The sequence below is a fragment of the Flavobacterium anhuiense genome, assembly GCF_004151235.1.
GTDB lineage: Bacteria > Bacteroidota > Bacteroidia > Flavobacteriales > Flavobacteriaceae > Flavobacterium > Flavobacterium anhuiense_A.
Map to the genome: position 1 here is coordinate 18,719 of NZ_JUIV01000030.1, position 19,738 is coordinate 38,456.

The 19,738-nt window shown below is 31.7% G+C and carries 25 protein-coding genes; 23 read left to right on the forward strand and 2 right to left on the reverse strand.

All coding sequences use genetic code 11. The features are described from left to right. The first annotated feature begins 2 nt into the window (after positions 1 to 2). The 6 genes from NU08_RS21400 (at position 3) to NU08_RS21425 (ending at position 4,057) form a co-directional block, all read left to right on the forward strand. Positions 3 to 398, forward strand: coding sequence for an OsmC family protein (locus NU08_RS21400; RefSeq protein ID WP_129749073.1), 396 nt, complete (start codon positions 3 to 5; stop codon positions 396 to 398). Positions 399 to 403: 5 nt separating this feature from the next. After that, on the forward strand, positions 404 to 688 hold the full coding sequence (locus tag NU08_RS21405; protein ID WP_129749074.1) for a GNAT family N-acetyltransferase: 285 nt from the start codon (positions 404 to 406) through the stop codon (positions 686 to 688). Between the two features lie 259 nt (positions 689 to 947). Further along, on the forward strand, positions 948 to 2,363 hold the full coding sequence (locus tag NU08_RS21410) for an adenosine deaminase (RefSeq protein ID WP_129749075.1): 1,416 nt from the start codon (positions 948 to 950) through the stop codon (positions 2,361 to 2,363). Between the two features lie 54 nt (positions 2,364 to 2,417). Then, entirely contained in the window at positions 2,418 to 2,723 is a 306-nt protein-coding gene (locus NU08_RS21415; RefSeq protein WP_129749076.1) for an antibiotic biosynthesis monooxygenase family protein, read from the forward strand. 208 nt (positions 2,724 to 2,931) lie between these two features. Further along, positions 2,932 to 3,405, forward strand: coding sequence for a 23S rRNA (pseudouridine(1915)-N(3))-methyltransferase RlmH (rlmH, locus tag NU08_RS21420; protein ID WP_129749077.1), 474 nt, complete (start codon positions 2,932 to 2,934; stop codon positions 3,403 to 3,405). Positions 3,406 to 3,580: 175 nt separating this feature from the next. Then, entirely contained in the window at positions 3,581 to 4,057 is a 477-nt protein-coding gene (locus NU08_RS21425; RefSeq protein ID WP_129749078.1) for a CHRD domain-containing protein, read from the forward strand. 63 nt (positions 4,058 to 4,120) lie between these two features. Here the strand turns inward: NU08_RS21425 and NU08_RS21430 are convergent, their stop codons facing one another. Further along, positions 4,121 to 4,756 (reverse strand): hypothetical protein, encoded by a 636-nt coding sequence (locus tag NU08_RS21430; protein WP_242502626.1) that lies wholly within the window; start codon positions 4,754 to 4,756, stop codon positions 4,121 to 4,123. A 176-nt stretch (positions 4,757 to 4,932) separates the two neighbouring features. Next, positions 4,933 to 5,760, reverse strand: a complete 828-nt coding sequence (gene folP, locus NU08_RS21435; RefSeq protein WP_129749079.1) for a dihydropteroate synthase — start codon at positions 5,758 to 5,760, stop codon at positions 4,933 to 4,935. 222 nt (positions 5,761 to 5,982) lie between these two features. Here folP and NU08_RS21440 point away from each other — a divergent pair, with 222 nt between their 5' ends. The 17 genes from NU08_RS21440 (at position 5,983) to NU08_RS21520 (ending at position 19,676) form a co-directional block, all read left to right on the forward strand. Then, positions 5,983 to 6,522 (forward strand): DUF1599 domain-containing protein, encoded by a 540-nt coding sequence (locus NU08_RS21440; protein ID WP_129749080.1) that lies wholly within the window; start codon positions 5,983 to 5,985, stop codon positions 6,520 to 6,522. 91 nt (positions 6,523 to 6,613) lie between these two features. Beyond that, a complete protein-coding gene (locus NU08_RS21445) occupies positions 6,614 to 7,714 on the forward strand; it encodes a BT_3928 family protein (RefSeq protein ID WP_129749081.1) in 1,101 nt (366 codons plus the stop codon). 96 nt (positions 7,715 to 7,810) lie between these two features. Then, a complete protein-coding gene (locus NU08_RS21450) occupies positions 7,811 to 8,284 on the forward strand; it encodes a DUF6934 family protein (protein ID WP_129749082.1) in 474 nt (157 codons plus the stop codon). After that, positions 8,281 to 8,433 carry a hypothetical protein gene (locus tag NU08_RS22415; protein ID WP_165352499.1) on the forward strand — a complete coding sequence of 51 codons (153 nt, stop codon included), beginning with the start codon at positions 8,281 to 8,283 and terminating at the stop codon, positions 8,431 to 8,433. The genes NU08_RS21450 and NU08_RS22415 overlap by 4 nt, the downstream gene beginning before the upstream one ends. A 499-nt stretch (positions 8,434 to 8,932) precedes the next feature. Beyond that, entirely contained in the window at positions 8,933 to 9,430 is a 498-nt protein-coding gene (locus NU08_RS21455) for a TlpA family protein disulfide reductase (RefSeq protein ID WP_129749083.1), read from the forward strand. 96 nt (positions 9,431 to 9,526) lie between these two features. Then, positions 9,527 to 10,279: a triose-phosphate isomerase gene (gene tpiA / locus NU08_RS21460; RefSeq protein WP_129749084.1), complete on the forward strand. Its 753-nt coding sequence runs from the start codon at positions 9,527 to 9,529 to the stop codon at positions 10,277 to 10,279. A gap of 144 nt (positions 10,280 to 10,423) precedes the next feature. Further along, positions 10,424 to 11,257, forward strand: coding sequence for a 50S ribosomal protein L11 methyltransferase (gene prmA / locus NU08_RS21465; protein WP_008462980.1), 834 nt, complete (start codon positions 10,424 to 10,426; stop codon positions 11,255 to 11,257). Positions 11,258 to 11,294: 37 nt separating this feature from the next. After that, positions 11,295 to 11,570 (forward strand): ATP-dependent Clp protease adaptor ClpS, encoded by a 276-nt coding sequence (locus NU08_RS21470; protein WP_111376979.1) that lies wholly within the window; start codon positions 11,295 to 11,297, stop codon positions 11,568 to 11,570. Positions 11,571 to 11,656: 86 nt separating this feature from the next. Continuing rightward, a complete protein-coding gene (locus NU08_RS21475; RefSeq protein WP_129749085.1) occupies positions 11,657 to 13,168 on the forward strand; it encodes a WG repeat-containing protein in 1,512 nt (503 codons plus the stop codon). A gap of 108 nt (positions 13,169 to 13,276) precedes the next feature. Continuing rightward, positions 13,277 to 14,548, forward strand: a complete 1,272-nt coding sequence (locus NU08_RS21480; RefSeq protein WP_129749086.1) for a sterol desaturase family protein — start codon at positions 13,277 to 13,279, stop codon at positions 14,546 to 14,548. A gap of 8 nt (positions 14,549 to 14,556) precedes the next feature. Continuing rightward, complete coding sequence (locus NU08_RS21485) at positions 14,557 to 15,243, forward strand: lysoplasmalogenase (RefSeq protein ID WP_129749087.1); 687 nt, start codon at positions 14,557 to 14,559, stop codon at positions 15,241 to 15,243. A gap of 21 nt (positions 15,244 to 15,264) precedes the next feature. Then, complete coding sequence (locus NU08_RS21490) at positions 15,265 to 15,711, forward strand: 2-dehydro-3-deoxyphosphooctonate aldolase (protein WP_129749088.1); 447 nt, start codon at positions 15,265 to 15,267, stop codon at positions 15,709 to 15,711. Positions 15,712 to 16,311: 600 nt separating this feature from the next. Continuing rightward, positions 16,312 to 17,130, forward strand: coding sequence for a 3-deoxy-8-phosphooctulonate synthase (gene kdsA, locus NU08_RS21500; RefSeq protein WP_129749090.1), 819 nt, complete (start codon positions 16,312 to 16,314; stop codon positions 17,128 to 17,130). 20 nt (positions 17,131 to 17,150) lie between these two features. Next, positions 17,151 to 18,056: a hypothetical protein gene (locus NU08_RS21505; protein WP_129749091.1), complete on the forward strand. Its 906-nt coding sequence runs from the start codon at positions 17,151 to 17,153 to the stop codon at positions 18,054 to 18,056. 98 nt (positions 18,057 to 18,154) lie between these two features. After that, positions 18,155 to 18,829 carry a YiiX family permuted papain-like enzyme gene (locus NU08_RS21510; RefSeq protein WP_129749092.1) on the forward strand — a complete coding sequence of 225 codons (675 nt, stop codon included), beginning with the start codon at positions 18,155 to 18,157 and terminating at the stop codon, positions 18,827 to 18,829. A gap of 87 nt (positions 18,830 to 18,916) precedes the next feature. After that, positions 18,917 to 19,369, forward strand: a complete 453-nt coding sequence (locus tag NU08_RS21515; RefSeq protein WP_129749093.1) for a hypothetical protein — start codon at positions 18,917 to 18,919, stop codon at positions 19,367 to 19,369. Between the two features lie 4 nt (positions 19,370 to 19,373). Beyond that, positions 19,374 to 19,676, forward strand: a complete 303-nt coding sequence (locus tag NU08_RS21520) for a hypothetical protein (protein WP_129749094.1) — start codon at positions 19,374 to 19,376, stop codon at positions 19,674 to 19,676. Positions 19,677 to 19,738: the final 62 nt, after the last annotated feature.

Consider the following 19,738-nt stretch of genomic DNA (forward strand, 5'->3'; position numbering starts at 1 on the left):
GTATGGATACACTTTCAGCAAAAATAGATACACGTTTGTATCGAACGGAAATTACATCTGCGAGCGGAAATGTCTTAATTTCTGACGAACCACAATCATTAGGCGGAAAAAATTTAGGTTTAAATCCTACTGAACTTTTGGCTTCATCACTAGCTTCTTGCACCTTAATTACTTTACGAATGTACATTAATCGCAAACAATGGAACGTCGAAGAAATCAATATCAAAATTGATTTTGAAAGAGATTCAGAGCGAAATTGTACCTCATTTACTCGAAAAATTGAAGTGATTGGCGATGTTGACCAAGAACAAAGACAAAGATTAGAAACGATTGCAAACAGTTGTCCAATCCATAAAACATTGACACATTCAATCGAAATTAAAACCACACTAATATAATTACAATGGAAATTCAGCAAATAAACGATACAAAAAGAGGCTATTTTGAAGCCGTAGAAGACGGAAAAGAAGCAGGAAAAATGACCTATACTTGGGCAGGAGACACTAAATTTATAATCGACCATACTGAAGTTAGCCCAGATTTTAACGGAAAAGGTGTTGGTAAAAAACTAGTTATGGCTGCGGTAGAATATGCTAGAGCAAATAACTTAAAAATTATTCCGCTTTGTCCATTTGCAAAAAGCGTTTTTGATAAAGTGGAAGAAATACGTGATGTACTTTTTTCTTAAAGATACTAAGGTTCTGAGTTGCTAAGGTTCTAAGTTTTTTTTTACCGCAAAGTTCGCAAAGGATTACGCAAAGTTCGCAAAGTTTTTTAGACAAAGCTTTGCGAACTTTTTCGTTTATATTAAGTTCAGCTTGAAATAAAACCTTGCGTTCTTTGCGGTAAATCTTAGCGCTCTTTGCGTTAAAAATTCAACGCAACGAATTTCAATTTTCAAATTTCCGCAGAAATTCCTATATTTGCGCGTAATTTAATCTTAGAGTATGACAAGAATAATTACGCTTTTCTGTTTTTTTATAGCACAAATCGGCTTTTCTCAATCGGCTGAGAGTTATTTAGAAAAAATCAGAAATAATGAAGCTCTCTTAACCGCTTTCTTTCAACAAATGCCAAAAGGAGGCGATTTACACCATCATTTTTCGGGATCAGTTTATGCAGAACCTCTTTTAGAAAGAGCTATTGCAGAAGACTTTTATTTGAATCTTGAAACTATGGCCGTTTCTAAAACCAAACCTTCAAACGGAAACTGGGAAAACTTCTCATCTCTTAAAAATAAAGGAAAATTAGAGTATTATGAACAGCAAATTATGCAGACTTGGTCAATTAAAGACTATAATGGGTCTGTACCTTCTGATGATCAGTTTTTTTATTCTTTCATGAAATTTGAACCAACCATTGCTGGTCATTTTGCAGAAGGAATGTTGGAATTAAAAAAACGCGCCATTGCTGAAAATGTAAGCTATATAGAAACACAATTATCAACAATTCCATGCGATATGAATGTTTCTGATTTAGATGATTTTAACGCCAAATTACGTCAGGCTTCAGCTCAAAAAGATGAAAAAGCGGTTTTAAAACTTTTGGATGAATTGTATAAATCGCTTCAGAAAAAAGACGCTAAAAAATACGCCGAAGATTTCAATACTAATTTCTTAGCAAAACTTCACAAAGACTTGAAAATAGATGACGAAAAATTCACGATGCGTTATCAAAATTTTGTGCTTCGTTTTATGGAACCTGTCGATTTGTTCAAAAATCTGGTTATTGCTTTTATTTCGTCAAGCGAAAGCAAACTGACTGCGGGTGTAAATATCGTTTCTCCAGAACATGGCGAAAATTCTATGAAAGATTATTGGTTGCACATGGTGATGTTCAAATATTGCCACTCGAAATTCCCAAATGTAAAATATACGCTTCATGCTGGTGAATTAACTTTAGGTTTGGTTCAGCCAGAAGAATTAACGTGGCACATCAACGATGCGATTTATGTGGCAGGAGCCAACAGAATAGGCCACGGAGTTGATATTGCTTACGAAGCCAATTCGTATGATTTATTGAAATATATGGCTCAAAAAAACATTCCGATTGAAATCAATTTAGTAAGTAACGAATTCATTTTGAAAGTAAAAGAAAACAGACATCCATTTACGCTTTATAAAGAGTTTAATGTGCCAATTGTAATCAGTACAGACGATGCAGGAATTTTAAGAAGCAATATGACCGAACAATATGTTTTACTGGCAAAAAGATATCCTGATGTAAATTATGAAACAATCAAAAAATACGTTTACAACAGTATCAATTACAGTTTCATTCAAGACGAATCGGTTAAAAAACAATTGATTAAAGATTTAGACAATCGTTTTAAAACTTTTGAAGCGAAATTTTCTAAAAACTAAATTCTAAACCTAACAGGTTTTAAAAACCTGTTAGGTTTGTCAATATTAAAATATATGATTCTAGAAGCCGCATTTCTATATGTAAAACCAGAATTAGCCCCTCAATTTGAAGCTGATTTTGCAAAAGCCAGTCAATATATTTCGTCCATCGAAGGTTATTTAGGGCATCGTTTAGAAAAATGTCTCGAAGTTGAAAACAAATATCTTTTATTGGTCGATTGGAATACACTTGAAGATCATACGGTAGGTTTCAGAACTTCTGAAGCGTATTTGGAATGGAAAAAGATTTTGCATCATTATTACGAACCTTTCCCTATTGTAGAACATTTCGAGACCATTTTTGAAAATAAAAAATCGTAAACTGCTTTGCTGTAAAAAATTAAACACATAGAAACATAGATATAATTGTGTCGGTTTTAAGATTAGAGAAAAAGCAAGCTTTAACGCATAGCTATGTGCATTGCAATAAGTGAAACGCCTTTTGCAGACAAAGAAAACTATGTCTCTATGTGTTAAATTAAATTCGTACTAATTCGTGTAATTCGTGGCTAAAAAAAAAAAATAACCAATGAACATCAAACTCATCGCTATAGGCAAAACAGATAATAAATCGCTTCAAACTCTGATTGACGATTATACCAAACGTTTGTCGTTTTACATCAAATTTGATCTAGAGATTATTCCTGATATCAAAAACGTAAAAAACTTGTCTGAAAGTCAGCAAAAAGAAAAAGAAGGCGAATTGATTCTTTCAAAACTTTCGCCAACCGATCAATTGATTTTGTTGGATGAAAACGGAAAAAACTTCTCAAGCGTTGGTTTCTCTGAAGAATTGCAAAAGAAAATGAATTCTGGCGTAAAAACGTTAGTTTATGTAATTGGTGGACCTTACGGTTTTTCTGAAACGGTTTATAAAAAAGCGCACGGAAAAGTGTCGCTTTCGCTAATGACGTTTTCGCATCAAATGGTTCGTTTATTTTTTATAGAGCAATTGTACCGCGGATTTACGATATTGCGGAATGAACCTTATCATCATCAATAAATTCCACTAACCTCAATCCACACCTCTGAAACATTTAAAAATCAACAACTTAATCCACAAAAAAACGGGTTAAATAAAAATAAAATCGTAAATTTATAGTGATTTATTAAATCTTAATAAAATTTAATAATTATAGTTTTTTAAACCTCTCTTTTAACATAAAAAGCATATAATTATGAAATCTTTATTTCGCCTTTCGGCAATCCTACTATTGCTTTTAATTGGAATTTCGTGCTCCAACGGGTACGATGACAACAACGACAATTACACACCAGTAATTGTGACATTTACTGCTAATCTGACCCCAGTTACAGGCGCAACTTCTTCAGCTTCTGGTAGTGCAACACTTAAATTAAATAAGACTGCTAAAACATTTGATCTTACAGTAAATTTTTCAGGACTAACACCAATACATGGTCATATACATGCGGCAGACGGCACAATTGTTATTCCGTTTCCTGATGCCAGTGTATCTACCTCTCCAATATCTGTATCTGGTTCTATTACAGATGCACAAATTACTGAGCTGATGGCTAATCATTATTACGTTAACTTACACACTACTGCTTATCCTAATGGCGAAATCAGCGGTACTCTAACAAAAACTGGCACTTCTGGCGGAGACGGCGGTGGCGGAGGCGGTGGTTATTAAATTTCTAAAACTAAAAAAGCCTTTCTTGAATCAGAAAGGCTTTTCGTTTTTTATGTTAACGTATTAAAAAATAAATTCTACAGGAAGTCTATCGAGATTATAAGTTACCTCTTTTTGCAATAGGATTTTGTATTGAATGTACTCTCCATAACTCATATCCTTATCAAATAAAAACACCAAATCTGGCACTTTTTCAAACTTTATGCTATAGAATTGCTTTAATATCTCTGATATTTTTATCTCCTTATTTCCCATAAAAACCTGTTGTTTTCCCTTTTTAAAGTAAACTACAAAATTTCCTATTTTGGGTCTTTCTGTTTTATAAAACACTTTTGTAAAAGGCAGAAAAGCTAAATTCTTTCCAACAGAATCTGCATACGAATAATAGTTCTCAGATTCTTCATTTTGATGCATTTTCTCGTTTCGCTTTTTATCCTGCATTTTCATTACTTGAGGAATTACCAATTTCAAAGGAAGACGTTTATCTATATTAAAAATCCAATTCGTTGAAATTATGGCGCTTTTTCGATTTAAATCGGCAATGGTGTCTTTTCCTTCAACTTTAAAAAAGATGTAAATTGGAGAATGGTCTTGCACATCTTTTACAATTGGGACATTTGATTTAGGCAGTAAAACATCTTCTTTTTTTCCACAAGAGAAAAGAAGTAAAGCGATAATTAATGTGACGTATTTCATCATATATTTTTTACACAAAGAATTAATGCAACGTTTTGTCATTCCGAGGAACGAGGACACGAGCGATAGCGAACTGGCAAAGCAATCACACTAGTATTTCCTCTCAGAAATTCGCCAATCTTTGTCGAGTTTCGAGTGTGATTCCTCGTTCCTCGGAATGACAAAACGATCGTTAAATATTATTCGAAACTCATTTTATTAAACAAAGTAACACATTCCACAGCTTCTTTCACATCATGCACACGAAGAATTTTTGCTCCTTTTGTCAAAGCAATTGTATTCAAGAACGTTGTTCCGTTTAAAGCTTCTTGAGGTGTAATATCAAGCGTTTTATAAATCATTGATTTTCTTGAAATACCAGCCAAAACAGGTAATTCCAACAAATTAAAAAGCTCCATCTTTTGCATCAATTCATAATTTTGATCGGTTGTTTTGGCAAAACCAAAACCTGGATCTAAAATCAAATCGTTTATTCCTAAAGCTCTCGCCTTTTTTACTTTTTCAGAAAAATAGAAAAGCATTTCTTTAATGATATCATCGTATTGCGTCAAACTCTGCATTGTCTGCGGATTTCCTCGCATGTGCATCATGATGTAAGGTACATTGTATTGGGCAATAACCTCAAACATTTTATCGTCCAATTCTCCTGCTGCAATATCATTTATAATTGCGGCACCACTTTCTATACTCGCTTTCGCTACCTCAGCCCTAAAAGTATCGATTGATAATAAAGTTTGTGGAAAATGTTTTAAAATCAATTCTATAGCTGGAACAATTCTGTCGATTTCTTCTTGTTCCGAAACAAATTCGGCACTTGGTTTACTAGAATATGCTCCAATATCGATAAACGTAGCTCCTTCAGAAAGCATTTTATCAACTTGAGAAATAATTTCGTCTTCGTTTTTATATTTTCCCCCGTCAAAGAAAGAATTTGGCGTTACATTTAGGATTCCCATTACTTTAGGAACCGATAAATCTATAAGTTCGCCTTTGCAGTTTATTGTCATCGTTTTGTTTGTTTTTGTTTGTTCAGGTTTCAGGTTTCAAGTTGATGCAGATTGCGCGATTGGAGAACTTGAAACATGGAACATGAAACTTTAAACTTTTTAAATTCCAGTTCCATTAACACTTTGTTTAGAAAAAACTTGAAACAAAGAAAACCTGAAACTTGAAACTCTTTAATTTAATCCTTATTTTTGAAGAAATTTTAGCAAATATACAGCATATAAATGAAGAATACTTCCCAAGAATTTGATAATGTTATCGAGGTTTGCCGAACCTTGTTTATCAATAAAATGAAAGATTATGGCAGCGCGTGGAGAATTTTAAGATTGCCATCGCTAACAGATCAAATTTTCATAAAAGCACAACGAATCAGAAGTTTGCAAGAAAACGATGTTCGCAAAGTGGATGAAGATGAAAAAGGAGAATTTATCGGAATCATCAATTATTCTATTATGGCTTTGATTCAGTTAGAATTGGGTGTTGTAGATCAGCCGGATCTTGATGTTGAGAAAGCGACTGAATTATACGATGCTAAAGTAAAGCTTACCAAAGATTTAATGGAGGCTAAAAACCATGATTATGGCGAAGCTTGGCGCGATATGCGTGTAAGTTCTTTAACCGATTTAATTCTGCAGAAATTGCTTCGTGTTAAACAGATTGAAGATAATAAAGGAAAAACAATTGTTTCTGAAGGAATCGATGCTAATTATCAGGATATGATTAATTATTCTGTTTTTGCTTTAATCTTAAACCCTATAAAATAAATCAAATTCCAAAAAATAAAATCCCAAATTCCAACTTTAATATTGGAGTTTGGGATTTAAAAATTTAGAATTTAAACCCTAAATATTTGCCATGAAAAACATCATTACCCAATTCTCCCGATTATTTGTCGGCGTACTATTTATTATTTCCGGATTAATAAAACTGAATGATCCTGTTGGTTTCTCTTATAAACTTGCTGAATATTTTAGTGAACCGGTTTTCAATATGCCATTTCTAGAGCCATTAGCTTTAGGATTAGCTATATTTTTAGTAATCTTAGAAGTAGTTTTAGGAGTAATGCTTTTGGTGGGTTATAAATCAAAATTAACGATTTGGGCATTATTGCTTTTAATTGTCTTCTTTACTTTCCTTACCTTCTACTCTGCTTATTTTGATGTAGTAAAAGACTGTGGCTGTTTTGGAGATGCTTTACATTTAACGCCTTGGCAGTCGTTTACAAAAGATGTTGTTTTACTGTTCTTTATCTTGATTTTATTCATCAATAAAAAACTAGTAAAACCTTTATTTTCTAAACTGGCTACCAATATTATTGTATTGATTAGTATTGTTCTTTGTGTATTCATGGCGGTTTGGGTTATCAATCACAATCCGATCAAAGATTTCCGTCCGTATAAAGTAGGAACAAACATAGAGAAAGGAATGGAAATTCCAGAAGGCGCACCAAAATCGGTTGTAGAAATGATTTTTATCTACAAAGTAAACGGTGTTGATAAAGAATTTACTGAAAAAGATTTAATGAATATTCCTGAAGGAGCAGTATTCGTTGATAGAAAAGATAAAATAATTTCAGAAGGATACGTTCCTCCTATTCACGATTTCACCATGACAAAAGATGATTCTGATTATAAAGAAGAATTATTAAAAGAGCCTAAATTACTAATCTACGTAACTTATGATTTGAATTTGTCAAATACGGAAGGAATGAAAAAATTAGCAAAAGTTACTGAAGATGCAAAAGCAAAAGGTTACAAAGTAATCGGAATGACGGCTTCTGGAGCTGATGAAATTGCTAAAGCTAAAAAAGATTATGCTCTAGACATCGATTTCTATTTCTGCGATGGTACAGCTTTAAAAACTGTTGAAAGAGCAAATCCAAGCATTGTTGTGGTAAATGACGGAACTATCGCTCAAAAAGTACACTACAATGATACAGATGATTTGAAGTTATAGTCTTCGGTAAATTCGATCGTATATTAAAAAAGCCACATTTAATTGTGGTTTTTTTCTTACATAAATATTTTATTTTTGCAGACTCAAATTAAAAAAATGAAACATCAAAAGTATGATTTATATAGAAATACAGATACAACTATTTTTGAATTTAAAAGCATTGGGCCAAATGGAGAAATAAAGAAAGTCATAATTTTTAGTCCAACCCAAACTAAAGAAATTTATAATCTAGCATTTGGAGACTTGCTACATGATGAAGTTCAAAAAAGATATATTTTGGATGACTCGATAATTACAGACAATGGCGATCGAAATATAATATTAGCTACAGTTGCCAAGTCAATTTATACTTTTACTGAAAAATATCCAGAAAAAATGGTCTTTTTTAAAGGAAGTACGCACGGACGAACACGTTTATACAGAAGGGCAATCTCTATTAATTTAGAAGAATTATCCGAAACTTTCACTATCTTTGGTGCAGTACGCAATGAATCTGGAAATATTACTAGTGTTCCATTCAAACCCGATGGTGAGTTTTTGGGTTTCATTATAAAAAGAAAAGAATTATGAAACATGTGGCAAAAAAAATTTCAGCTGAAAACAAAAATACTTCTCTAAGTTCTAAGGTTAAGCTTAATAAAAAATTAGATGCTTTAAAAAACATAGAGTCAGCCAAGCAAGAAGAAGTAAACAAACTTACTTTCAATTTAAATTTATAACGTAAATATAGCCTCAACAATAAAAGCACATAAAAATGCTTTTTATAAAAAACAATATTCTAACTTCAAAACTCAAAATCAATCCATACCAATTAAAACATGGCTTTTTATATAAGTCTTTATACATTGATTGTTTTGACTATAAAATCAAATGGAAAACTACGAATTGAATTAAGTATTAAAAAAACATAAAAGAAGCCTTCAATACTTTTAATTTTATTGAAGGCTTTTTTTATTGAAATCTGACGCTTTTCTGCTTCAATTTTCCTTTGCCAAAACAAAAAAACTGCTTTTTAATTATTTCCTAAAAAATAGTTTCAAAAAAATACTTGATTTCACAGCCAACTATTACGATTTCAAAACACTTTTTTCAACCAAAAAACGTCGTTTTGTTACAAAATCAACGACTCTTCAAATTTTGTTAATCTGCAATTGGCATTCGATTTGTTTGTTTAACTTTGTGAATTCAGTACCCTAATAAAAAATAATTTTAATAAATATGAAACAATTAGTCCTAGCCGTAATTGCATTTATTTCTTTTTCTTGCACACAAGCTCAGAAAACAGCTTTTTCTAAAGAGGCTTTATCTGAGAAATTATTAGCTGCTGACGGAAGTCAGGTTACTTTCAAAAATATCTTAAAAAAATACAAAGGAAAAACTTTGGTTATCGAAGTTTGGGCTTCTTGGTGTGGTGACTGTGTAAAAGCAATGCCAAAATTAAAAGAACTGCAAGCCAATAATCCTGACGTTTCTTACTTATTCATTTCGGCTGATAAAACGGCTGACAAATGGAAAGCAGGAATCGAAAAACATGAATTAAATAAAGGCGATCACTATATGATGAACGATGGTATGAAAGGCCTTTTCGGAAAAGCGATTGATTTAGATTGGATTCCAAGATATATAGTAGTTGACAAAACTGGAAAAATCGTTTTATACAGAGCGATTGAAACTGATTTCGAAAAAATCAATTCTACTTTACAATCATTGAAATAAGCTTCAATAACAATTGCAATGTCAAAATTCCAATATCAATATTGACTTTGCTTTAATTTCAAACAAAAAACAAAAAAATAATATAAAACTACCAAAATGAGAAAATCGATTGTTGCAGGAAACTGGAAAATGCATAAAAATGCAGCTCAAACTGAAGAATTATTAAACGAATTAATTGCTAAAATTCCAGCGAAAACAAATGCACAAGTAATTGTAGCGCCAACTTTTGTAAACTTACAAGCGGCAGCGACTAAATTAAAAAATACAACTATCGGAGTTTCTGCTCAAAACGTTCACCAAGCTGAAGGTGGTGCTTTTACAGGAGAAATTTCTGCAGATATGTTAACAAGCATTGGTGTTAATACAGTAATCTTAGGTCACTCTGAGCGTAGAGCTATTTTCCACGAAACTGATACTTTAATCGCAAACAAAGTAGATACAGCTTTGAAACATGATATGACAGTAATCTTCTGTTTTGGAGAAGAATTAAAAGACCGTCAGTCTGGAAATCATTTCAACATTGTGGAGAACCAATTGCGTGACGGAGTTTTCCATATTGCAAAAGAATCTTGGTCTAAAATTGTTTTAGCATACGAACCAGTTTGGGCTATCGGAACTGGAGAAACTGCTTCGCCAGAGCAAGCTCAAGAAATGCACGAATTTATTAGAGAAACAATTCGTAAAGCTTTTGGAGCTGAAATCGCTGATGAAGTTTCTATTTTATATGGTGGTTCTGTTAAACCAGAAAACGCTAAAGAAATTTTCTCTAAACCAGACGTAGATGGTGGTCTAATTGGAGGTGCAGCTTTAAAAGCTGACGATTTCTTAGCTATTGTAACTGCTATCTAATTCTTAGATTTATATAAAATGAAAAGCGTTCATAATTATGAACGCTTTTTTTATTCTAAATTATTCTTAAAATAAGAATGTTCTTTTAGATTTTTTTAAACAACTTTTGCTTTGTATTCTTACCTTTGCAAAAATTTTTTATTTATGTCGAATATATATTTAGGATATCATTTTACAATTGAGCCAAAAGAGTTGGGTTCTGAAATTTTAGTGGCTGAATTGGGCGAAAAAGCATTTGAAAGTTTTACGGAAACTGAAAACGGAATTTCTGCTTTTGTGAAGAAGGATTTATGGGATGAAAATATTCTGGATGATATTTATATTCTACAATCTGAGGAGTTTAAAATTGAATATACGATTGAAGAAATCGACCAGGTAAACTGGAACGAGGAATGGGAAAAGAATTTTGAACCGATTGATGTTGACGGGAAATGCCACGTTCGCGCTCCTTTTCACGAAAAAACAGATGCTGAGTTTGATATTGTAATTGAGCCAAAAATGAGTTTTGGAACTGGTCACCATGAAACTACTCACATGATGATTCAGCATTTATTGGAAATGGATGTAAAAGGTTTAAAAACACTTGATATGGGATGCGGAACTGCGATTTTAGCTATTTTGGCTGAAATGAAAGGCGCTGAACCTATCGATGCTATTGATATTGATAACTGGTGTTACTTGAATTCGATCGAAAATGCTGAACGCAATAATTGCAAACATATCTCCGTTTATGAAGGCGATGCTGCTTTATTGGCAGGTAAAAAATACGATTTAATTATTGCCAATATCAACAGAAATATTTTGTTGAATGATATGCAGGCTTATGTTGATGCTTTGAATCCAAAAGGGATTATTCTTTTTAGCGGTTTCTACGAAGAAGACATTCCGTTTATCGATGCTTCTTGTGTTGAAAAAGGTTTAACTTATGTTAAAAAGCTTCAGAGAAACAACTGGGTATCTTTAAAATACGTAAATTAGATACTGATAATCAATTCAGTACAAAAACTATAACAATATGAGTACTAAAGAAAAAGTAAGAGAAAGAGTTCGCGAAAAAGAAGCCATTGCTTTTAATAACGAGATCATTGTTTACAATGATGATGTAAATACTTTTGATCACGTAATTGATACTCTTATGCGTGTTTGCAGCCACACGGCAGAACAAGCCGAGCAATGCTCTTTGATTGTACATTACAACGGGAAATGCACTGTAAAAACAGGCCCGATAGAAAAACTTAAACCTCAATGCACTCAACTTTTGGAAGCTGGTCTTAGCGCCGAAATTGTTTAATTGATCCAATAATTTTAAAACGCATTCTGTTTTATTCTATACTAGAATTGAAGAGAATGCGTTTTTATTTGTAGAAATTTAAAATCATGAGAAATATCCTTCTTTTACTAATTCTATTATTCTCTTTTATAACGAAAGGGCAATCGAAATTTGAGCCTCTTCGTAAACAATTAATGGAAAATAAGACTTATGAATATGTCTATGGTTTTGAAAATGATTATGCCGTATTTAGAACCTTTAAGGGAAAAATGGGCTTAATTGATTCTCTTGGCAATGTGGTGCTTAAACCTAATTATGCATACATAGAGAACAGAAAAGACCTCAAAAATATATTTGAAGCGGGAATTATAATTAATAAAAACTACAAAAGAGGATACATCGATTTGCAAGGCAATGTCAAAATTCCTTTTGAGTATGAAGATGTTTTCTATTTAGGAAAAAATCTGGTTAGAGTTTCAAAAAATAATAAATATGGCGTTGTTGACCTAGATAACAAAATCATATTGCCAATTAAATATGATAATATAATGGGCAGCAATGGCATTTCATTTGTCCAGAATAACAACAGTATTGATTTGTTTGATGCAGAAGGAAAACAGATTACCAAATTTCAGGCATTTGATATTGAGTATTTTCAGCATAAAAGATCTATTGTAACGCTTCAAAACAAAAACACTTTTATCATTGATACTCTCGGAAATATTGTTTTAAACACCATTAAAAATCATAAGTTTGAAAGAGTACTTGATCACGATTCTTTCCTTATTTTCAATACCGTAACAAAGAAAAAAGGCGTTATAAATTCAAATGGAAAATATGAGATTGAATGTAAATACGATGAGATTTATCCACGTAATCTAATTTATATTGTACAAAACAATACAAAATATGGCCTTATCGATAAAAAAGATTTTATACTAAAACCTTTAGTTTATACTGGTATTTATGATGTTTATACTAAAGATAGCATTTCGTTCAAAAATCATTATTTTGCTAATAAAGGCAATTTGCAAGGTGTTATAGATCCATATTTAGAAAAAGAAATTATTCCAATATCCTATAAATACATTGTGCCTTTTTCTAATTACTACATCACAACTAATACAGAAGATAAAGGCGGCCTGCTTTCTGCCAAAGGTGAAATTATAATTCCAGAAGAGTATGATTTTTATAGCGCTTCTCAAAACAAAATTTTTGCTGTAAAAAATTCAAAGAAATATCTTCTGTCAGTTGAAAATAATAATTATACAGAAACTGAAATCTTTGTAGACGAGTTTGTAAAAAGCAATCAGTACTTTAGAGGATTTTCTAATAGTAATTATCAAATTTTTAAAGACAAAAATAAATTTGGCGTTTACAGCAATCAAAATAAAATAGCAATTCCGGCAGAATATGACGCTATTACAGAAATTTACGGCACTGGCGAATTTGTTGTAAAGAAAAATAATAAGTACGGAGTAGTAAATTCCGATAATCAAATTCAGTTGGAATTAAAATACGACTCGTTTGAGATCATTAAAGAAAACGTACGATTTAATATAAAGAACCCAAAAACAGTAAAATATCATCCAATAAAATATCCTTTTGAACCTCAATAATATGTATTCTATTTTGAATAAATAATACAATCATAACGGTTTAATTACAAATAACTCAAAATGCATTCGTTTTTATTATATATTTGAATGAAATAGAATGCATTTTTTATGGAAGAATACGGAAAGATATTGATTATTGCAATGCCGATTTTTTTAGCCTTAATTGTTATTGAAAAAATTTATGGCATTTATAAAAAAAATGATACTGCTCCATTAATAGATAGTGTATCCAGCATAAGTTCTGGCATTACCAATTCTGTTAAAGATGTTTTGGGCTTGAGCGTTACTTTTCTATCTTATGAATGGCTGGTTTCCAAAATCGCGTTACAGCATTTAGAAGCCAATGTCCTCTCCTATTTCATCGCTTTTTTTGTCATTGATTTTTACGGCTATTGGAGCCATCGTTTGGCGCATCAGATTAATTTTCTTTGGAACAAACATGCCATACACCATAGCAGTGAAGAGTTTAATTTGGCGTGTGCACTTCGTCAGCCAATTGCCAGTTTAGTCAATTTATTTACCTTTTTATTAATCCCTGCAGCTTTATTAGGAGTTCCTGCTTCTGTAATTGCTATTACCCTTCCTATTCATTTATTTCTACAATTTTGGTATCATACCAAACACATCAAGAAAATGGGGTTTGTGGAGCATATTTTGGTAACACCTTCACATCATCGTGTACATCATGCCATTAATCCAGAATATTTGGACAAAAACCACTCGCAGATTTTTATTTTTTGGGATAAGCTTTTTGGCACTTTTCAAGAAGAATTAGATGATGTACCTCCAGTTTTCGGAATTACAAGACCTGCCAGCACATGGAATCCGATCAAAATAAATTTTCAGCATTTAAGTTTATTAATAAAAGATGCCTGGCGTGCTCCAAAATGGAAAGATAAATTGACCATTTGGTTTAAGCCAACGGGTTGGCGTCCTGAAAATTTTGAGGAAAAATATCCTGTAAACAAAATTGAAAATGTTTTTAATTTTGAAAAATATGGCACCCAAAACTCTCAGAAACTAATATACTGGTCTGTTGCACAGGTTTTAATAACATTGCTTTTTGTGAGTTATCTGTTTGATAATATTGCAAAAATCGGTCTGCCTAATATTTTCATCTACGGCTTTTTCATTTTTGTAACCATATATAGCTACACAGAGTTAATGGACAAAAATAAGTATGCCGTTTTATGGGAAGGCATACGATTGGGGATTGCAGTTTGTATTATTGGTTATTATGGAGATTGGTTTGGCTTAAATCGTGTCATTCCAATTAGTAACTATATTATTTTTACTTACCTGATTTTATCTTTTTTAACGACATTTTATTTTGTTAATTTTGACTTCAAAACCAACCAAAACCAATATATCACTTCATAACCCCTATTATGAGAAACTCTTCCTTTTTTTTTATTTATCTGGCATTTAGTGTGGTTTACCTCATTATTATGCTTACTGGCCACGAGAGTTTTGATCTCTTTCTCAAACCTATTCTAATACCAATTATCGGGTTTGGAGCTTATTTTTACAAAAAATTTCCAAGTCAGAACATTTTATTGGCAGCACTTACACTTTCATGGTTTGGAGATGTCGTTTTACTTTTTACAGACCTTGGAGAAATTTACTTTATTTTAGGTCTGGTATTTTTTCTGACAGCCCATATAGTTTACTGCATTCTTTTTAATAAACAGAAAAGAATTAGAAAAAAACAGAATAAACCTCTTTTTATATTTGGCAGCGTTTTAATTGCATTTTACTTAATTGGAATGGTTTATTTTCTAATGCCTTATTTAGGAAAACTTGAAATTCCAGTTTCTATTTATGCTTCGGTTATTTCAATTATGCTTTTATTTGCTTTCAACGGATTTTTGGTATGGGAAAAACCCGGTAATCAGTTTGTTTTTTTGGGCGCGATTTTCTTTATTATTTCTGATAGTATTCTGGCTTTAAATAAATTTTACACTCCAATTCCTAAAAGTTCTTTTTTTATTATGCTGACTTACCTTCTGGCACAATATCTGATTGTAGTTGGTATTTTAAAGCTAAATTCGAAAAAAGTAGAACAAACAGTTTAACTTGACACAACCATCTGAATCATGAAAAAAATAGCTCTTTTAATTGTTTTATTAATCAGTGTTACTTCTTGCGTAAGCACAAAATCGACTTTAAAAAACGTAGATGACAATGCGCCAGATTTGATTTTAAAGAAAGATAACACTTTTTCTATAACACAATTTGCCAAAGACAAAAAATACGGTTACGATCCTGATTATCCTATTAATATATTTTATCAAAATACTAATAATGAGGCTTTAAATGAAACTCGTTTCTTAAATGCTTTGGCTGGCCCAAATGGCGAGAAAATAACGTATTCCAGATTAGAAACCTGTTGTCCTTTCCCTACTAAAAGAAGTAATATGGGTGCTGGATTTTTGAATGTTTATGAATTGAAATGGGAAGGTCAAAAAAAGCCCGTTAAGCTTTATTTAAATATTTATGAAAAAGGAATTCTAATGGTTCCTCTAGGATTAAGACTTAAATAAATATTATTAACTATTCATATTATGCTTGAAATATTACCCTTAATATTACTTGCCCTTCCCGTTTTATTTCAATTAATATTAGGAACCAAAACAATTTATAAACCTGCTTCACTTAAATTTAGTTCGGCATCTTGGATTAGTTTTGTTTCTTTTATTTTGTTTTCTTTTATTGCTTATTATATTGTCGATTATAATTTTTCAAAACAATACGAACAATATCCAAACCCAATCAGATGCGGAATGCCTCTTTTAGGCATCGTTATGGCTTCTCTCTTTTTACTTTTTATTCTGATTTTGATTATTGTGTCTCAATTTCTAATTAAAAGGAGGAAAGAAAGTAGATCAAAAAACACCTATTGATCAGAACTAAAAAATAGCAATAACTGCAAAACTCTAAAACATGATAAATGTCATCTATTAGTTTTTTTTCATGCTTTAATATTGCCTCGGAAAAAGCATTTAATCATTCTAAAGAAATTTTAGCAATTCGTTAATTTTACTAAGCTCCTAGTCAGTTATTCGAGTTCTTAAAATAATCTTAAATCTTCATCTGCTATTCATAAATCATAACTACCTTTGCATTGCAAAAAAAATAATTTTATGAACTTACAACATATTCCACAAATTAAGCATACTGACAGCGGAAATTTCTTTTTATTAGCAGGGCCTTGCGCTATTGAAGGAGAAGAAATGGCTCTTAGAATTGCTGAAAAATTAGTTGGTATTACCGACAATCTACAGATTCCTTATGTATTTAAAGGATCTTTTAAAAAAGCAAACCGTTCTAGAATTGACAGTTTCTCTGGAATTGGTGACGAAAAAGCATTAAAAATCTTAAGAAAAGTTTCTGAAACTTTTCATGTTCCAACAGTTACAGACATTCATACAAATGAAGATGCTGACAAAGCAGCTCAATACGTAGATGTACTACAGATTCCTGCTTTCTTAGTTCGTCAAACTGATCTTGTTGTGGCAGCTGCTAATACAGGAAAAACAGTAAACTTGAAAAAAGGGCAATTTATGAGTCCAGAAAGCATGAAACACGCTGTTCAAAAAGTTTTAGACTGTAATAACGAAAATGTTATGGTTACAGATCGCGGAACTATGTTTGGCTACCAAGACATGATTGTTGATTTTAGAGGAATTCCTACTATGCAGCAATATGCTTCTACAGTTTTGGACGTAACGCATTCTTTACAACAGCCAAATCAAACAGCGGGTGTAACAGGCGGAAGACCAGATATGATTGAAACTGTTGCCAAAGCAGGTATTGCAGTTGGTGTTGATGGTATTTTTATCGAAACCCATTTTGATCCAGCTAATGCAAAAAGTGATGGTGCTAACATGCTTCATTTAGACTATTTTGAAGGTTTAATGAACAAGTTAGTTGCAATCAGAAAAACAATAAACGCATTTTAATTTATAATAACTTAAGTTCTTTGAAAACAAAAATTTTATTTTTCTTACTGGCTTGTGTTTCTTTAAACACATTTGCTCAGGAAGAAATACCTGTACAAAAATATGCCGCTCACAACAAAGGAAAATTCTTTGTAATGTGGGGTGGTAATAGAGAAAGCTACTCAAAATCTGATGTAAACTTTAGAGGTAAGGATTACAACTTTACTGTTGAGAATATGGCTGCTCATGACAAACCAAAAGGATGGCATGTTGATTATATCAATCCTGCAAATATGACAATTCCTCAAACGAATTTGAGATTGGGTTACTTTTTTAGCGATCACTACAGTGTTACAATTGGTGTTGACCACATGAAATACGTAATGGCACAGAATCAAATTGCAAATGTTAACGGATACATCAATTTACCTGCAGATGATCCTGCATCAATTTACAATGGCACTTACAATAACACACCTGTAGATATGTCTCAGGGAGGAGCCAAAGAAGGTGGTTATGGTAATGGTGAAGTAAATGTAAACGGTCCAGCATTTTTAATGTATGAACATACAGATGGATTAAACTACATTAATACTGAAGTTGCCAGATTCGATGATGTTTCTAAATGGTTTGGATTGCCAAATATTGACAAAGTTCAAATTAACTTAACTGAAGGTATTGGTGCTGGAGTTTTATATCCAAAAACGAATACTACAATTTTAGGTAAAGAACGTCACGATGATTTTCATGTTTCTGGTTATGGAGTTTCTGCAAAAGCAGGTCTTAACGTTACTTTTTTCAAACATTTTTATGTTCAAGGAGAGTTAAAAGGCGGTTATATTAACATGCAGGATATTAAAACCACAACAAGTCCTGAAGATAAAGCTTCTCAGCACTTTACTTACTTTCAACGTATTATTGCTGTTGGAGGAATTTTCAGAATCTAATATTGCATAAAATATTTGTAAAAATAGCTGTCATTTTATTTGGCAGCTATTTTTTTTATTATTTACTTTGCAATTCAAAGTACTTTAAAATATACTTTATGAAAATCAAAAAATATCTATTCCCGATCATTACTTTCTTTCTAAGTTTTGGCTGTGCATTATTCGTTGCGATAAAGGTTTTTCCAAGCAATCCTTTTACTGGAAACAAAGAAGAAAAAACAACAGTAAGCAAGTTTAAGGATGGAGATCTTATTTTTCAAACATCAGAATCTAAACAATGCGAAGCGGTTCGAATTGCGACAAATTCGAAGTTTTCTCATTGCGGCATTATTTACGATATTAACGGAAAATGGTTTGTTTTTGAAGCTGTTCAACCTGTAAAACTTACCCCGCTTGAAGACTGGATTAAACACGGAAAAGACAGCAAATATGTTACAAAAAGATTAAAAGACGATAGCGTTTTGAATCCGCAGGTTTTGCAGAAAATGAAAGATTACAGTCAGCAATTTGATGGCAAAGAATATGATGCTTATTTTGAATGGACCGATAATAGGATATATTGTTCTGAATTAATCTGGAAAATATATAAAAACGCTGCAGGAATCGAATTGTCTAAACTTAAAGAACTGAAAGATTTTAACTTGCAAGATCCAAGGGTTCAGAAAATACTAAAAGAGCGTTACGGCAATGATATTCCTTTAGAAGAAAAAGTCGTTGCTCCTTCTGACCTTGCCGATTCTAATATATTGAAAACAGTAATTGACACTTATTAATATCTTAAAAAGCTAGTCCTAATTCATTCTAGCTTTTTTATTTGCTAATTAACTTTGAAATTCAAAGAACTTTTAAATCGATACTTTATGAGAGATTATTTGATTGAAAAACTGTATGAATGTTCCAAAAAACCGTATCAAAAATACTTTAAAAAGAATGAACCTTGGAATATTGATAAAACTTTATTAATGAACTATCCAGAAGAAAGTTTAGGATTCGGTTTAGGAAATTTTCTCTACAAGAATCATTTTGATATTCAAGAAAAACTAGAAGATCACGACATTATTCATGTTCTGACCAATACTGGAGTTTCGGTTTATGAAGAAATAGGCATGCAGTATTATTTACTCGGAAACGGAAAGAAAAGCTTGTATTTGTTTATGGTAATAGCAACTGGAACAATTTTTTACCCAAAACGAATGAGTTATTTCATTCAGCAATTTAAAAGAGGAAAAAAAGCAAATGCATTTCATTATCTCGATTTTTCAAAAATGCTTTTTATGCCCGTTCAAACTATTCAACAAACCTTTAATATTTAAAATCATGAAAACAATTCATAATCCCTTTAAAGAAAAACAATCTATCGAATTGACTGTTGGAACATTTATAATCAGTACAATTCTGTTTATGCTTTATATTATTTCAAATGGAAACTCAATGGTTTTAGTAATTGCATGGCCATTTGCTTTAGGAGCAATAATTGTAAATGCAATAATGTTTATCCATTTGATGGATCGTTTTATTCATTTTCCAGAACATCGAAAAGATATCGGAATGAAAATCTTAATATTACTTTCTAATATTCCAATCCTCTTTTTTTATTATTTGATTGTTATGAAATCTTGACATAAAAAAAGCCACAAGTAAAAATAGACTGCACCCAAAAGTTTAGACAAATTTAAAATTAA

What these genes read in the sequence shown, in the direction of transcription:
- NU08_RS21430 (WP_242502626.1), bottom strand. Translation starts at nt 4,756, where the DNA reads ATGATGAAATACGTCACATTAATTATCGCTTTACTTCTTTTCTCTTGT.
- NU08_RS21400 (WP_129749073.1), top strand. Translation starts at nt 3, where the DNA reads ATGGATACACTTTCAGCAAAAATAGATACACGTTTGTATCGAACGGAA.
- NU08_RS21450 (WP_129749082.1), top strand. Translation starts at nt 7,811, where the DNA reads ATGAAACATCAAAAGTATGATTTATATAGAAATACAGATACAACTATT.
- NU08_RS21490 (WP_129749088.1), top strand. Translation starts at nt 15,265, where the DNA reads ATGAAAAAAATAGCTCTTTTAATTGTTTTATTAATCAGTGTTACTTCT.
- NU08_RS21520 (WP_129749094.1), top strand. Translation starts at nt 19,374, where the DNA reads ATGAAAACAATTCATAATCCCTTTAAAGAAAAACAATCTATCGAATTG.
- NU08_RS21475 (WP_129749085.1), top strand. Translation starts at nt 11,657, where the DNA reads ATGAGAAATATCCTTCTTTTACTAATTCTATTATTCTCTTTTATAACG.
- NU08_RS21510 (WP_129749092.1), top strand. Translation starts at nt 18,155, where the DNA reads ATGAAAATCAAAAAATATCTATTCCCGATCATTACTTTCTTTCTAAGT.
- NU08_RS21410 (WP_129749075.1), top strand. Translation starts at nt 948, where the DNA reads ATGACAAGAATAATTACGCTTTTCTGTTTTTTTATAGCACAAATCGGC.
- NU08_RS21445 (WP_129749081.1), top strand. Translation starts at nt 6,614, where the DNA reads ATGAAAAACATCATTACCCAATTCTCCCGATTATTTGTCGGCGTACTA.
- NU08_RS21425 (WP_129749078.1), top strand. Translation starts at nt 3,581, where the DNA reads ATGAAATCTTTATTTCGCCTTTCGGCAATCCTACTATTGCTTTTAATT.
- kdsA (WP_129749090.1), top strand. Translation starts at nt 16,312, where the DNA reads ATGAACTTACAACATATTCCACAAATTAAGCATACTGACAGCGGAAAT.
- prmA (WP_008462980.1), top strand. Translation starts at nt 10,424, where the DNA reads ATGTCGAATATATATTTAGGATATCATTTTACAATTGAGCCAAAAGAG.
- NU08_RS21440 (WP_129749080.1), top strand. Translation starts at nt 5,983, where the DNA reads ATGAAGAATACTTCCCAAGAATTTGATAATGTTATCGAGGTTTGCCGA.
- NU08_RS21485 (WP_129749087.1), top strand. Translation starts at nt 14,557, where the DNA reads ATGAGAAACTCTTCCTTTTTTTTTATTTATCTGGCATTTAGTGTGGTT.
- NU08_RS21455 (WP_129749083.1), top strand. Translation starts at nt 8,933, where the DNA reads ATGAAACAATTAGTCCTAGCCGTAATTGCATTTATTTCTTTTTCTTGC.
- rlmH (WP_129749077.1), top strand. Translation starts at nt 2,932, where the DNA reads ATGAACATCAAACTCATCGCTATAGGCAAAACAGATAATAAATCGCTT.
- folP (WP_129749079.1), bottom strand. Translation starts at nt 5,760, where the DNA reads ATGACAATAAACTGCAAAGGCGAACTTATAGATTTATCGGTTCCTAAA.
- NU08_RS21405 (WP_129749074.1), top strand. Translation starts at nt 404, where the DNA reads ATGGAAATTCAGCAAATAAACGATACAAAAAGAGGCTATTTTGAAGCC.
- NU08_RS21515 (WP_129749093.1), top strand. Translation starts at nt 18,917, where the DNA reads ATGAGAGATTATTTGATTGAAAAACTGTATGAATGTTCCAAAAAACCG.
- NU08_RS21415 (WP_129749076.1), top strand. Translation starts at nt 2,418, where the DNA reads ATGATTCTAGAAGCCGCATTTCTATATGTAAAACCAGAATTAGCCCCT.
- NU08_RS21470 (WP_111376979.1), top strand. Translation starts at nt 11,295, where the DNA reads ATGAGTACTAAAGAAAAAGTAAGAGAAAGAGTTCGCGAAAAAGAAGCC.
- tpiA (WP_129749084.1), top strand. Translation starts at nt 9,527, where the DNA reads ATGAGAAAATCGATTGTTGCAGGAAACTGGAAAATGCATAAAAATGCA.
- NU08_RS22415 (WP_165352499.1), top strand. Translation starts at nt 8,281, where the DNA reads ATGAAACATGTGGCAAAAAAAATTTCAGCTGAAAACAAAAATACTTCT.
- NU08_RS21480 (WP_129749086.1), top strand. Translation starts at nt 13,277, where the DNA reads ATGGAAGAATACGGAAAGATATTGATTATTGCAATGCCGATTTTTTTA.